This is a genomic window from Kineosphaera limosa NBRC 100340 (assembly GCF_000298215.1).
In the GTDB taxonomy this organism is placed as follows: domain Bacteria; phylum Actinomycetota; class Actinomycetes; order Actinomycetales; family Dermatophilaceae; genus Kineosphaera; species Kineosphaera limosa.
The window spans coordinates 62,826-75,356 of record NZ_BAHD01000031.1; the positions used below are offsets into that span (position 1 = coordinate 62,826).

The 12,531-nt window shown below is 67.3% G+C and carries 22 protein-coding genes; all 22 read right to left on the bottom strand.

Annotated features, from left to right (window positions below; translation table 11 throughout):
• Nucleotides 1–2 precede the first annotated feature (2 nt).
• On the bottom strand, nucleotides 3–1,019 hold the full coding sequence (locus KILIM_RS10380) for a DNA-directed RNA polymerase subunit alpha (RefSeq protein ID WP_006592626.1): 1,017 nt from the start codon (nucleotides 1,017–1,019) through the stop codon (nucleotides 3–5).
• Nucleotides 1,020–1,333: 314 nt separating this feature from the next.
• Nucleotides 1,334–1,942, bottom strand: coding sequence for a 30S ribosomal protein S4 (rpsD, locus tag KILIM_RS10385; RefSeq protein ID WP_006592627.1), 609 nt, complete (start codon nucleotides 1,940–1,942; stop codon nucleotides 1,334–1,336).
• A 25-nt stretch (nucleotides 1,943–1,967) separates the two neighbouring features.
• The gene (gene rpsK / locus KILIM_RS10390) at nucleotides 1,968–2,375 is read right to left on the bottom strand and encodes a 30S ribosomal protein S11 (protein WP_006592628.1); all 408 of its coding nucleotides are present in this window, start codon (nucleotides 2,373–2,375) and stop codon (nucleotides 1,968–1,970) included.
• A 184-nt stretch (nucleotides 2,376–2,559) separates the two neighbouring features.
• Nucleotides 2,560–2,937, bottom strand: a complete 378-nt coding sequence (gene rpsM / locus KILIM_RS10395) for a 30S ribosomal protein S13 (protein ID WP_006592629.1) — start codon at nucleotides 2,935–2,937, stop codon at nucleotides 2,560–2,562.
• Between the two features lie 188 nt (nucleotides 2,938–3,125).
• Nucleotides 3,126–3,239, bottom strand: coding sequence for a 50S ribosomal protein L36 (gene rpmJ, locus KILIM_RS10400; protein WP_006592630.1), 114 nt, complete (start codon nucleotides 3,237–3,239; stop codon nucleotides 3,126–3,128).
• A 109-nt stretch (nucleotides 3,240–3,348) separates the two neighbouring features.
• Nucleotides 3,349–3,570: a translation initiation factor IF-1 gene (gene infA, locus KILIM_RS10405; protein ID WP_006592631.1), complete on the bottom strand. Its 222-nt coding sequence runs from the start codon at nucleotides 3,568–3,570 to the stop codon at nucleotides 3,349–3,351.
• A gap of 205 nt (nucleotides 3,571–3,775) precedes the next feature.
• A complete protein-coding gene (gene map / locus KILIM_RS10410; RefSeq protein WP_006592632.1) occupies nucleotides 3,776–4,630 on the bottom strand; it encodes a type I methionyl aminopeptidase in 855 nt (284 codons plus the stop codon).
• A 13-nt stretch (nucleotides 4,631–4,643) separates the two neighbouring features.
• Entirely contained in the window at nucleotides 4,644–5,219 is a 576-nt protein-coding gene (locus KILIM_RS10415; RefSeq protein WP_006592633.1) for an adenylate kinase, read from the bottom strand.
• Entirely contained in the window at nucleotides 5,219–6,532 is a 1,314-nt protein-coding gene (gene secY / locus KILIM_RS10420; RefSeq protein ID WP_006592634.1) for a preprotein translocase subunit SecY, read from the bottom strand. Before secY ends, KILIM_RS10415 begins: the two co-directional genes overlap by 1 nt.
• Before the next feature lie 268 nt (nucleotides 6,533–6,800).
• Nucleotides 6,801–7,268, bottom strand: coding sequence for a 50S ribosomal protein L15 (rplO, locus tag KILIM_RS10425; protein WP_006592635.1), 468 nt, complete (start codon nucleotides 7,266–7,268; stop codon nucleotides 6,801–6,803).
• 2 nt (nucleotides 7,269–7,270) lie between these two features.
• Complete coding sequence (rpmD, locus tag KILIM_RS10430) at nucleotides 7,271–7,453, bottom strand: 50S ribosomal protein L30 (RefSeq protein WP_006592636.1); 183 nt, start codon at nucleotides 7,451–7,453, stop codon at nucleotides 7,271–7,273.
• Nucleotides 7,453–8,088 carry a 30S ribosomal protein S5 gene (gene rpsE, locus KILIM_RS10435; RefSeq protein ID WP_006592637.1) on the bottom strand — a complete coding sequence of 212 codons (636 nt, stop codon included), beginning with the start codon at nucleotides 8,086–8,088 and terminating at the stop codon, nucleotides 7,453–7,455. The genes rpmD and rpsE overlap by 1 nt, the downstream gene beginning before the upstream one ends.
• A 37-nt stretch (nucleotides 8,089–8,125) precedes the next feature.
• Nucleotides 8,126–8,500, bottom strand: coding sequence for a 50S ribosomal protein L18 (gene rplR, locus KILIM_RS10440; RefSeq protein ID WP_006592638.1), 375 nt, complete (start codon nucleotides 8,498–8,500; stop codon nucleotides 8,126–8,128).
• Nucleotides 8,501–8,503: 3 nt separating this feature from the next.
• Nucleotides 8,504–9,043 (bottom strand): 50S ribosomal protein L6, encoded by a 540-nt coding sequence (rplF, locus tag KILIM_RS10445; protein WP_006592639.1) that lies wholly within the window; start codon nucleotides 9,041–9,043, stop codon nucleotides 8,504–8,506.
• 33 nt (nucleotides 9,044–9,076) lie between these two features.
• On the bottom strand, nucleotides 9,077–9,475 hold the full coding sequence (gene rpsH, locus KILIM_RS10450) for a 30S ribosomal protein S8 (protein ID WP_006592640.1): 399 nt from the start codon (nucleotides 9,473–9,475) through the stop codon (nucleotides 9,077–9,079).
• Nucleotides 9,476–9,720: 245 nt separating this feature from the next.
• Complete coding sequence (locus KILIM_RS10455; protein WP_006592641.1) at nucleotides 9,721–9,906, bottom strand: type Z 30S ribosomal protein S14; 186 nt, start codon at nucleotides 9,904–9,906, stop codon at nucleotides 9,721–9,723.
• Nucleotides 9,907–9,908: 2 nt separating this feature from the next.
• A complete protein-coding gene (gene rplE, locus KILIM_RS10460) occupies nucleotides 9,909–10,475 on the bottom strand; it encodes a 50S ribosomal protein L5 (RefSeq protein WP_006592642.1) in 567 nt (188 codons plus the stop codon).
• Nucleotides 10,475–10,840, bottom strand: a complete 366-nt coding sequence (gene rplX / locus KILIM_RS10465; protein ID WP_006592643.1) for a 50S ribosomal protein L24 — start codon at nucleotides 10,838–10,840, stop codon at nucleotides 10,475–10,477. Before rplX ends, rplE begins: the two co-directional genes overlap by 1 nt.
• 3 nt (nucleotides 10,841–10,843) lie before the next feature.
• Nucleotides 10,844–11,212 (bottom strand): 50S ribosomal protein L14, encoded by a 369-nt coding sequence (gene rplN / locus KILIM_RS10470; protein WP_006592644.1) that lies wholly within the window; start codon nucleotides 11,210–11,212, stop codon nucleotides 10,844–10,846.
• A 238-nt stretch (nucleotides 11,213–11,450) separates the two neighbouring features.
• Entirely contained in the window at nucleotides 11,451–11,738 is a 288-nt protein-coding gene (gene rpsQ / locus KILIM_RS10475) for a 30S ribosomal protein S17 (protein WP_040562928.1), read from the bottom strand.
• Between the two features lie 2 nt (nucleotides 11,739–11,740).
• A complete protein-coding gene (rpmC, locus tag KILIM_RS10480) occupies nucleotides 11,741–11,977 on the bottom strand; it encodes a 50S ribosomal protein L29 (RefSeq protein ID WP_006592646.1) in 237 nt (78 codons plus the stop codon).
• Entirely contained in the window at nucleotides 11,977–12,396 is a 420-nt protein-coding gene (gene rplP / locus KILIM_RS10485; RefSeq protein WP_006592647.1) for a 50S ribosomal protein L16, read from the bottom strand. Before rplP ends, rpmC begins: the two co-directional genes overlap by 1 nt.
• Nucleotides 12,397–12,531: the final 135 nt, after the last annotated feature.

Sequence of the window (12,531 nt, forward strand, 5' to 3'; positions counted from 1 at the left end):
GGTCAGTACTGCTCGTCCTCGGCGAAGGCCGAGTCGTCCTCGTCGTCGTAGCGCTCGGCCATCGCGCTCGGGTCGAACCCGGGCGGGCTGTCCTTGAGCTGCAGGCCCATTCCGACGAGCTTGGCTTTGACCTCGTCGATCGACTTCGCACCGAAGTTGCGGATGTCGAGCAGGTCGGCCTCGCTGCGGCCGACGAGCTCGCCGACCGTGTGGATGCCCTCACGCTTGAGGCAGTTGTAGGAGCGCACCGTCAGGTCGAGCTCCTCGATCGGCAGGGCCAGGTCGGCGGCCAGCGCGGCGTCCGTCGGCGACGGGCCCATGTCGATGCCCTCGGCCTCGACGTTGAGCTCACGGGCCAGGCCGAACAGTTCGACGAGCGTCTTGCCTGCCGAGGCGAGCGCGTCGCGCGGGGCGATCGCGTTCTTGGTCTCGACGTCGACGACGAGCTTGTCGAAGTCCGTGCGCTGCTCGACTCGGGTGGCCTCGACCTTGTAGGTCACGGCCAGCACCGGCGAGTAGATGGAGTCGACCGGGATGCGGCCGATCTCGGCGTCGGCGGACTTGTTCTGCGCAGCGGAGACGTAGCCGCGGCCGCGCTCGACCGTCAGCTCCATCTCGACCTTGCCCTTGTCGTTCAGGGTCGCGATGTGCAGGTCGGGGTTGTGCACCTCGACCCCGGCCGGCGGCGCGATGTCGGCAGCCGTGACGACCCCGGGACCCTGCTTGCGCAGGTACATGACCACGGGCTCGTCGTGCTCGCTGGAGACGACGAGGCCCTTGATGTTGAGGATCAGCTCGGTGACGTCTTCCTTGACTCCGGCGATCGTGGAGAACTCGTGCAGCACCCCGTCGATGCGGATGCTGGTGACGGCGGCGCCGGGAATGCTCGACAGGAGCGTGCGACGCAGCGAGTTGCCCAGGGTGTAGCCGAAGCCGGGCTCCAGCGGCTCGATGACGAACCGCGACCGGGAGCTGGAGATGACGTCCTCAGAGAGGATCGGACGCTGTGCAATGAGCACGGATTTTCCTTCCCACAAGGCGACCGCTATATGACGCCCCATGATTTCTCGGCCTTCCGACCGATTCTCCCCCAAGCCTCTGTCCACAAGAGGGAAGCACCACACGCCTGCGGCGGGCGACCACTACCCCGAAGGGCAATGACCCCGCTCGCAAGCGAGCACCAGCGGCGCGACTCGCATTGCCAAAGTGGCGCGCAGCGCCACAAGGCAATCCGAGTCGCCTGCCGCTGGTAAATCAAGCGCCGCCGCGAAGCGGCGCCCGCCCGGGCCCCCAAGGGGCCCGGGAACTGACGTCGGGCGCGAAGCGCCCGCCGTCAGTTCTTGGAGTACAACTCCACGATCAGCTGCTCGGTGAGCACCGTGTCGATCTGCTCGCGCACGGGCAGGCTGTGGATCAGGATCTGCAGCGTGCCGGGCACGACCTTCATCCACGCCGGCACGGGCCGCTCGCCGTAGGTCTGGCGAGCCAGCTCCATCGGGAACGTGTCGCGCGACTTGGGGCGGATGTCGATGATGTCGTACTGGCTGACCCGGTAGGACGGGACGTCGACGCGCTTGCCGTTGACCAGGAAGTGCCCGTGGGACACCAGCTGGCGAGCGGCGCGGCGGGTGCGGGCCAGGCCGGCGCGGTAGACGACGTTGTCGAGGCGGGACTCGAGGATCTGCAGCAGCACCTCACCGGTCTTGCCGGTGCGGCGCACGGCCTCTTCGTAGTAGCCACGGAACTGCTTCTCCATGACGCCGTACGTGAAGCGCGCCTTCTGCTTCTCCTGCAGCTGGTGCAGGTATTCCTTCTCCTGGATGCGGCCGCGGCCGTGCTGCCCGGGAGGGAAGGGGCGGTTCTCGAAGTTCTTGTCGCCGCCGACGAGGTCGGTCTTCAGGCGGCGCGACTTCTTGGTGATGGGGCCGGTGTAACGAGCCATTGTGTGTCTCCTCTCGCTCTACCGGTCAGACGCGGCGGCGCTTGGGCGGGCGGACGCCATTGTGCGGCGTGGGCGTGACGTCGCTGATGGCGCCGACCTCGAGGCCGGTGGCGGTCAGCGAACGGATCGCGGTCTCCCGGCCGGAGCCGGGGCCCTTGACGAATACGTCGACCTTGCGCATGCCGTGCTCCATAGCGCGGCGGGCGGCGGCCTCGGCGGCCATCTGCGCGGCGAACGGGGTGGACTTGCGCGAGCCCTTGAAGCCGACCTGGCCGGCGCTGGCCCACGAGATCACGGCCCCGGTGGGGTCGGTGATCGAGACGATCGTGTTGTTGAACGTGCTCTTGATGTGAGCGTGCCCGTGGGCGACGTTCTTCTTCTCCTTGCGGCGCACCTTCTTGGCGCCCGCAGCCTGACGGCTCTTGGGAGGCATAAACCCTTCTCTTCCTACATCTGAAAGCGTGTGTGTGGCCTAAAAGACCGAGGCAACCGACTGCGGCTGCGAAAGCAGCCCGAGAAATCGCGAGCGAAGCGAGCCTGATTTCTCGGAACCAACAAGCGCCGCCGCGAAGCGGCGACACCCCGGTGGCCAAGCCACCGACCCGCGCAGCGGGCGTCTACTTACCGGCCTTCTTCTTCCCCGCGACGGTGCGCTTGGGGCCCTTGCGGGTACGCGCGTTGGTCTTGGTGCGCTGACCGCGCACCGGCAGACCGCGGCGGTGCCGCAGACCTTGGTAGCTGCCGATCTCCACCTTGCGGCGGATGTCGGCCGCGACCTCGCGGCGCAGGTCACCCTCGAGCTTGTAGTTGCCCTCGAGGTAGTCGCGCAGCGCGACCAGCTGCTCGTCACTGAGATCCCGCACTCGCGTGGAGTCGGGGATCTGGGCGGCCGCGACGGCCTCCTTCGCGCGGGTACGGCCCACGCCGAAGATGTAGGTGAGTGCGATCTCGACGCGCTTTTCGCGCGGGAGGTCGACTCCGACAAGACGTGCCATCTTGTTCGTTCTCCTGATTTCACTTCACGGAGGTCTGGAGCAACACCGTTCCGCCAGTCAGCAAAGCTGCGGCGGTCCCCGGCCTCCGTGCCGGGGGTGACGTCCGAGGCGCTGCCTCGGGGCCGGGTGTTGCGTCGTGCATTACGTGCGCGCCGGAAGGACCGGCGACTCGTGCAGTGTGGTCTGGCTCAGCCCTGGCGCTGCTTGTGGCGCAGGTTCTCGCAGATCACCATGACCCGGCCGTTACGGCGGATCACCTTGCACTTGTCGCAGATCTTCTTGACGCTCGGCTGAACCTTCATCTGCCTGCCGTCTTCGGATCGGCTCCGGACGCAGGGCGGCTCGATGAGTCGCTCTGCCCCGAAGGTGATGGAGTGGCACCGGCGTTTGCCGGTGCCGGGAGTCGCATGCTCAGCGGTAGCGGAAAACGATGCGGCCGCGGGAGAGGTCATACGGGCTGAGCTCCACGACCACCCGGTCCTCGGGGAGGATCCGGATGTAGTGCTGACGCATCTTGCCCGAGATGTGAGCGAGAACCTTGTGACCGTTGGTCAACTCCACGCGGAACATCGCGTTCGGCAGAGCTTCGACGATCGTGCCCTCGATCTCGATGACACCGTCCTTCTTAGCCATGTCCTCCACAATCCGTCGAAAATGTCGTGCGGGCGGCGTCCTGCCGTCCCACCTGGTCAGGCCCCGCAGTCACAGTGATGCCGCGGGCCAAGGCCGCGCGGCAGTGTAGGTGTTGCTGAGCCAGCACACCAGTCTAGTCCGTTCGCCGGTTGAGGGGAAATCGGTGCCGATCTTCGGCCACGCGGGCCGCGCTCGGGCCTTGCAGCTAGTCCAGCCCACCGAACGGCAGTCCGCGGGCGGCCAGCTCGGCCGCTCCCCCGTCGTCGGCGGTCAACACCCACAGACCGCGTGACGTGACGGCGACGGTGTGTTCCCAGTGCGCGGCCCGCGAGCCGTCGTCAGTCACGACCGTCCAGTCGTCGGCCAGCTCGTGCGTCTGCGCAGTGCCCAGGGTGATCATCGGTTCGATGGCCACGACCGCTCCCGCTCGCACCTTGGGCCCGCGGTGGCCCCCGATGTTGGGAACGCTGGGATCCATGTGCAGTTCGCGGCCGATGCCGTGGCCTTCGTAGCCGGTCACGATGCCGAAGTCGATGGGCCCCGGCGTGGCGGTGGCGCCGGAGCGCTCGATGCTGGCCTGCACGGCAGCGCCCACCTCGCCGATGCGCCCGCCGATCCGCAGGGCACCGATGCCGGCCCAGAGTGCCTCCCGGGTCGCGCTCGACAGGGCGATGTCCGCCGGGTCGGCCGCCTCGTGGCCGCCGACGTGCACCGTGATCGCGCTGTCGCCGTGCCAGCCGTCCAGGATCGCGCCGCAGTCGAAGGAGACGAGGTCGCCGGAGGCCAGCACCCGCTCGTCGGGGATGCCGTGGACGACGGCCTCGTTGACGCTGATGCACAGGGTGTGCCGGTAACCGGGCACCTCCGGGAAAGATGGCCGGGCGCCCTGCGCGAGGATCGCCTCCCGCGCGACGGTGTCGAGCTCGAGGGTGCTCACGCCGGGGACCGCAGCGGCTCGCACGGCGGCCAGGGCCGCGGCAACGACGAGCCCCGCACGGCGCATCGCTTGCACCTCGTGCGGGGCCAATGCCGCCAGCCGCTCGCTTCGTCCGAAGATCATGGGCGGCTCAAGATCATGAGTCGGAGGTCTCCTTCAACGCACCCTCCAGCCGCGCGAACACCTCGTCCATGTCGCCGGTGCCGTCGACGGAACGCAGCAGACCACGCTGCGAGTAGGTCTGCGCCAGCGGTGAGGTCTCCTTGGTGTACACCGCCATCCGCTCGCGGATGACCTCCTCGGTGTCGTCGGCGCGGCCCTCGATGGAGGCGCGCTTGAGCAGTCGTTGCACGACCTCTTCGGTGGGCACCGTCAACTCCAGCACGGCGTCCAGACCGGTGCCGGACTCGGCGAGCATCGCATCCAGTGCCTCGACCTGCGCGAGCGTGCGGGGGTAGCCGTCGAGCAGGAAGCCGTCGGCGGCGTCGTCCGCAGACAAGCGGTCGGCGACGATCTCGTTGGTCACCTCATCGGGCACGTACTGGCCGGCGGCGAGGATGTCCTGCACCTTCTTGCCGAGTTCGGTGCCGCCCTTGATGTTTGCGCGGAAGATGTCGCCGGTGGAGATGGCGGGGATGGACAGACTCTGCGCGATCCGGGCGGCTTGGGTGCCCTTGCCTGCGCCGGGCGGGCCGAGGATGAGGAGACGCATCAGCGGAGGAACCCTTCGTAGTGGTGTTGCTTGAGACGGGACTCGATCTGTTTGACCGTCTCCAGTCCTACACCAACGATGATGAGCAGGGAGGTGCCTCCGAACGGAAAATTCTGGTTGGCGTCGATGAGCACGAGCGCGACCAGCGGGATCAGCGAGACGATCGCCAGATAGAGCGCGCCGACGACCGTGATGCGGTTGAGCACGTACGACAGGTACTGCGCGGTCGGGCGCCCGGCGCGGATGCCGGGGATGAAGCCGCCGTACTTCTTCATGTTGTCCGCGACGTCTTGCGGGTTGAACGAGATCGAGACGTAGAAGAACGTGAAGAACACGATGAGCAGCACGTAGATCGCCATGTACCAGGGGTGGTCACCGCGCACCAGGTGCGCCTGGATCCACTCCACCCAGACGGGCACCTCCGGGCGGCCTTGGTAGAACTGCACGACCAGGCCGGGGATCGCCAGCAGAGAGGCGGCGAAGATGATCGGGATGACGTTGGCCTGGTTGACCTTCAGCGGGATGTAGGTGGTCGTGCCGCCGTACATGCGTCGCCCGACCATCCGCTTGGCGTACTGCACCGGGATGCGCCGCTGGCACTGCTCAACGAAGACAACGACCGCAATGAGCGCCAGGCCCATGAGGATCACCAGGATGAAGGTGTCCCAGCGTCCGTCGCGCTGCTTGATCGCCCAGAGCGAGCTCGGGAAGCCGGCGGCGATCGAGGTGAAGATGAGCAGCGACATGCCGTTGCCGACGCCGCGCTCGGTGATGAGCTCACCCATCCACATGATGAGGCCGGTGCCGGCGGTCATCGTCAGCACCATGATTGCCACGGTGACGAAGCCGTCGTCGACCAGGATCTGCTCGCAGTTGCTGCCGGGGAACAGTTGCGCGGGGTTACGCGCGAACGTGACGAACGTCGAGGACTGCAGCACGGCAAGTCCGATCGTCAGGTACCGGGTGTACTGAGTGAGCTTGGCCTGCCCGGTCTGCCCCTCCTTCTTGAGGGTTTCGAACCGGGGAATGACGACGGTCAGCAGCTGCACGATGATGCTGGCGGTGATGTACGGCATGATGCCGAGCGCGAAGATCGACAGCTGCAGCAGCGCGCCACCGCTGAAGAGGTTGGCCAGGCCCAACAGTTGGTTGGCCTGACCGGCGGCGGGCCGGCATTCCTGCACGGCGACATAGCTGACGCCGGGGGTCGGAATGTGGGAGCCGAGGCGGAAGAGCGTCATCACGAAAATCGTGAACAACAGCTTCTTTCGCAGTTCGGGCGTTGTGAAAGCCCGGCCGAATGCGGTCAGCACTGGTCCTCCTGATGCGCGCCGCACCACCCCTGAACGGGGAGGACACGAGCTTGCTGCGGGCACTGGCGCGGATCGACCGCCGGCCCCGATCGTAGTGACGGAGTGAGGGATTCACCCCGCCTGAACCCCCAAGAAAACGATAACACCCCGGGCGCAGTTCCTTCTGCGCCCGGGGTGTCACCCGGCACCGCGGACCTGGCGCATCAGCGCAGGTCAACGGCTATTTCAACGTGCAATTTCAAGTCTGCCTGATGTCGCGGAGTGCGACTCAAAGCACCGTGACGGTGCCGCCGGCGGACTCGATCTTCTCCTTGGCGGAGCCGGACACCTTGTGCACGCTCACGGTGAGCGCCACGGAGATGTCGCCGTCGCCGAGCACCTTGACGGGCTGGCCCTTGCGGACCGCACCCTTGGCGACCAGGTCCTCGACGGTGACGTCGCCGCCGTCGGGGTACAGGGTGGCGAGGCGGTCGAGGTTGACCACCCGGTACTCGGTGCGGAACGGGTTGGTGAACCCGCGCAGCTTCGGCAGACGCATGTGCAGGGGCATCTGGCCACCCTCGAAGCGCTCCGGCACCTGGTAACGGGCCTTCGTTCCCTTGGTGCCGCGGCCGGCGGTCTTGCCCTTGCTGCCCTCACCGCGACCGACGCGGGTCTTGGCGGTCTTGGCCCCGGGCGCCGGGCGCAGGTGGTGCACCTTCAGCGGCTTGGCCTCGTTGCTGGCGTTCTCAGCCATGGTCAGTCAACCTCCTCGACGGCGACCAGGTGAGCCACCGTGCGGACCATGCCGCGGGTCGCCGGCGAGTCCTCGCGCACGACGGTGTCGCCGATGCGCTTGAGGCCCAGCGTGCGCAGCGTCTCGCGGTGCATGTGCTTGGTCCCGATCTTGCCCTTGGTCTGGGTCACTTTCAGACGTGCCATCACGCACCAACCCCTGCGGCGCGAGCGCGCAGCATCGCGGCCGGGGCGACGTCCTCCAGCGGCTTGCCGCGGCGAGCCGCAACAGCCTCCGGACGCTCCAGGTCCTTGAGGGCCTGGACGGTCGCGTGGACGATGTTGATCGCGTTGTCCGAGCCCAAGGACTTGGACAGCACGTCGTGGATGCCGGCGCACTCGAGCACGGCGCGCACCGGGCCACCGGCGATGACACCGGTACCGGGGGACGCCGGACGCAGCAGGACGACGCCCGCCGCGGCCTCACCCTGCACCGGGTGCGGGATCGTGCCCTGGATGCGCGGCACCTTGAAGAAGGCCTTCTTGGCGGCCTCGACGCCCTTGGCAATCGCCGCGGGCACCTCCTTGGCCTTGCCGTAGCCGACACCGACCGTGCCGTCACCGTCGCCTACGACGACCAGGGCGGTGAAGCTGAAGCGACGCCCACCCTGGACGACCTTGGAGACGCGGTTGATCGTGACGACCCGCTCCAGGTACTGGTTGCGCTCGTCGGTGGCGGCGCCGCCCCGACGGTTGTCGCGGTCACGACGGTCACGACCGCCGCCCCGCTCGGCGCCGCCGCCCTCGGCGGCACCGGTGCCTCGACGCTGGGGTCCAGCCATCAGTGGTTCCTCTTTCCGAAGTTGTCGGCGTGCGTGCTCACAGGCTCAGGCCCCCCTCGCGGGCGCCATCAGCGATGGCGGCGATGCGGCCGTGGTACTTGTTGCCGCCGCGGTCGAACACGACGGCCTCCACCCCGGCCTCCTTGGCGCGGGCGGCGAGCAGTTCGCCGACCTTGCGGGCCTTGGCGGTCTTGTCGCCCTCGAAGCTACGCAGGTCGGCCTCCATGGAGGAGGCGCTGGCCAGCGTCTTGCCCACTGTGTCGTCGACCACCTGGGCGACGATGTGGCGGCTGCTGCGGGAGACGACCAGGCGCGGACGGCTCGTGGTGCCGGTGACCTTCTTACGCAGCCGGAAGTGGCGGCGGGTGCGGGCAGCGGTCTTGGACTTGCCGCGCTTAATCGTGAGTGCCATCGGTTACTTACCAGCCTTTCCGACCTTGCGGCGGATCTGCTCGCCGGCGTAGCGCACGCCCTTGCCCTTGTAGGGGTCGGGCTTGCGCAGCTTGCGGATGTTCGCAGCGACCTCGCCGACGAGCTGCTTGTCGATGCCCTGGACGGCGAACCGGGTGGGGCCTTCGACCGTGAACGTGATGCCCACGGGGGGCTCCACGGTGATCGGGTGGCTGTAGCCGAGCGCGAACTCCAGGTTGCCGCCCTTGTTCTGCACGCGGTAACCGGTGCCGTAGATCTCGAGCTTCTTCTCGAAGCCCGCAGTGACGCCCTGCACCATGTTGGCGATGAGCGAACGGGTCAGGCCGTGCAGCGAACGCGACTCGCGCTCGTCGTTGGGCCGAGAGACCTCGATGGCGCCCTCGTCGCCGCGATCAACGGTGATCGGGGCGGTAACGGTCAGCGCAAGTTCGCCCTTGGGGCCCTTGACCTTGACGCTCTGACCGTCGATCGTCACGTCGACGCCCGAAGGCACGGTGACGGGGAGTCGTCCGATACGGGACATGCTCTCTCTCCTCCTTCTGCCGTGTGTTTCGGGTTACCAGACGTAGGCGAGGACTTCCCCACCTACGCCCTTCTCAGCGGCCTGGCGGTCGGTCAGCAGACCGGAGGACGTGGAGATGATCGCCACGCCCAGGCCGCCGAGGACCTTGGGCAGGTTCGTCGACTTGGCGTACACGCGTAGTCCGGGCTTGGACACGCGGCGCACACCGGAGATCGAACGCTCCCGGTTCGGGCCGTACTTCAAGTCGATGGTCAGCGTCTTGCCGACCTCGGCGTCTTCGACACGCCATCCGCTGATGTAGCCCTCGGCGGTCAGGATGTCCGCAATATTGGACTTCAGCTTCGAGAACGGCATGGACACCACGTCGTGGTGCGCCGAGTTGGCGTTACGCACGCGGGTCAACATGTCCGCGATCGGGTCTGTCATCGTCATGTGGGCTCTCCGCCCTTCCTCACCGGGGTTTCCTTCCCGCCAACTGGCGGGCGACCTTCGGTGTAGAGGTTTCTGGTTCTAACTGCGTGTACCGCTGAGTGCTGCGGCGAGTAGTCCCGCCGGCGAATGCCGGCCCGGGAAACCCGCGAGCGAAGCGAGCTGGGTTTCCCGGTAAAGGAACGCGCGAGCAAAGCGAGCCCCACGCCTTCCTGGGGGGGTCCCCGGGGGGCGCAGCCCCCCGGGCGTTACCAGCTGCTCTTGGTGACGCCGGGCAGCTCGCCTCGGTGGGCCATCTCACGAAGGCACACACGGCACAGGCCGAACTTGCGGTAGACCGAGTGGGGCCGGCCGCAGCGCTGGCAGCGCGTGTAGCCACGGACCTTGAACTTCGGCTTGCGGTTGGCCTTGTTGATCAGTGCGGTCTTGGCCACGATCAGTTCTCCTTGAACGGGAATCCGAGCTGGCGCAGCAGCGCACGGCCCTCGTCGTCGTTGGTCGCGGTGGTCACGACCGTGATGTCCATACCGCGCACGAAGTCGATGCGGTCCTGGTCGATCTCGTAGAACATCGACTGCTCGTTGAGACCGAACGTGTAGTTGCCGCGCCCGTCGAACTGCTTGGGCGAGAGGCCGCGGAAGTCGCGGATGCGGGGCAGCGCGACCGACACGAGCCGGTCGAGGAACTCCCACATGCGGTCGCCGCGCAGCGTGGTGTGCGCACCGATCGGCATGCCCTCACGCAGCTTGAACTGCGCGATGGACTTGCGCGCGCGGGTGACGACCGGCTTCTGGCCGGTGATCGCGGTGAGGTCGCGCACCGCGCCCTCGATCCGCTTGGAGTCACGCGCGGCCTCGCCGACACCCATGTTCACGACGACTTTGGTGACGCCGGGAACCTGCATGACGTTGGCGTAGCCGAACTGCTCGCGCAGCGCCGGCTTGATGTCCTGGCGGTACTTGGTCTTCAGGCGCGGGGTCGGCCCCTGCGTCTCGACGCTCATCAGATGTCCTTCCCGGAGCGCACGGCCACGCGGATGCGCGCGGTCTTGGTGCGTCCGCCACGCTCGACCTGCTCGGTGCGCACGCGCACGCGGGTCGGCTTCTTGGTCTCGGGGTCGACGATGGCCACGTTGCTGACGTGGATCGGCGCCTCGACGACGACGATTCCGCCGGCGCGGGCCTCGCCACCGCTCTGGCCGGGGCGGGTGTGCTTGGTCACCCGGTTGATGCCCTCGACGAGCACACGGCCGGTCTCGGGGAACACCTCGATGACCTTGCCCTGCTTGCCGCGGTCGCCGCCCTTGTCCTGCTTGCGACCGGTGATGACCTGCACGAGGTCACCCTTCTTGATCCTCATCTTTGCCATGAGTTACAGCACCTCCGGCGCAAGCGAGATGATCTTCATGAACTTCTTCTCGCGCAGCTCGCGTCCCACGGGGCCGAAGATTCGGGTGCCGCGGGGGTCGCCGTCGCCCTTGAGGATGACGGCGGCGTTCTCGTCGAACTTGATGTAGGAACCGTCGCCGCGGCGACGCTCCTTCTTGGTCCGCACGATGACGGCCTTGACGACATCGCCCTTCTTGACGTTGCCGCCGGGAATGGCGTCCTTGACGGTGGCGACGATGACGTCACCGATACCGGCGTAGCGGCGACCCGAGCCACCGAGCACCCGGATGCACAAGATCTCCTTGGCACCGGTGTTGTCGGCGACCCGAAGCCGCGACTCCTGCTGAATCACTAGTTACTCCTGTCGTCACGCTGGTTCTCGCCAAGCGAGCCTTGCGGAACTAGGCGAAACCCGAAGGCCCCGCAATTACTAGATTTGGGTGGTGCCCGCCTAAGCGGGCGACCGACTGCGGCTGCGTCAGCAGCCCGAGAATTCGCGAGCGAAGCGAGCCTGAATTCTCGGAACCACCAGTCGCCGCCGCGAAGCGGCGACCGCGCGGCACGCGAAGCGTGCCGGTCGGCGCAGCCGACTACTTAGCCTTCTCGAGGATCTCGACGATGCGCCAGCGCTTGCCGGCCGACAGCGGGCGGGTCTCCATGATGAGGACGCGGTCGCCGACGCCGGCGGCGTTGTTCTCGTCGTGGGCCTTGAGTCGGCTCGTGCGGCGCATGACCTTGCCGTAGAGCGCGTGCTTGACGCGGTCCTCGACCTCGACCACGACCGTCTTGTCCATCTTGTCGGACACGACATAGCCGCGCGCGGTCTTGCGGAAGTTGCGCTCGGTCTGCGTGCTCACGCTCTGCTCCTGCTCGCTCATCGTCACTTCACCGACTTCTGGCCGCCGATGTTCAGTTCGCGCTCGCGCATGATCGTGTAGATCCGCGCGATGTCCTTGCGGACCGCCTTGAGGCGCGAGCTGTTCTGCAGCTGGCCGGTGGCCGACTGGAACCGGAGGTTGAACAGCTCCGCCTTGGCCTTGCCGAGCTCGTCGACGAGGTTCTCGTCGGACAGCTCACGCAGCTTCTGCGGCGCGAGGTCCTTGCTTCCAACGGCCATCAGACGTCCCCTCCTTCACGCTGAATGAAGCGGCACTTCATCGGCAGCTTGTGCATCGCCAGACGCATCGCCTCTCGGGCCACCTCTTCGGAGACACCGGAAAGCTCGAACATGACACGACCGGGCTTGACGTTGGCGACCCACCACTCGGGCGAACCCTTACCGGAGCCCATGCGGGTCTCGGCCGGCTTCTTGGTCAGCGGACGGTCCGGGTAGATGTTGATCCAGACCTTTCCGCCACGCTTGATGTAGCGGGTCATCGCGATACGAGCGGACTCGATCTGACGGTTGGTGACGTAGGCGGGCTCGAGGGCCTGGATGCCGTAGTCGCCGAACGCGATCGTGGTGCCGCCCTTGGCAGCACCCGACCGCTTGGGGTGGTGCTGCTTACGGTGCTTGACTCGACGGGGAATCAACATCAGGACTGCTCTCCCTGGTTGGCGGCGCCCGCCGTGACGGTCGCCGGCTCGCTTGCAGCCGGCGACTGCTCGCTGGCAGCCGGCGCCTGCTCGTCGGTGCGGCCACCGCGTGCCGGACGCTCGCCGCCGCGACGG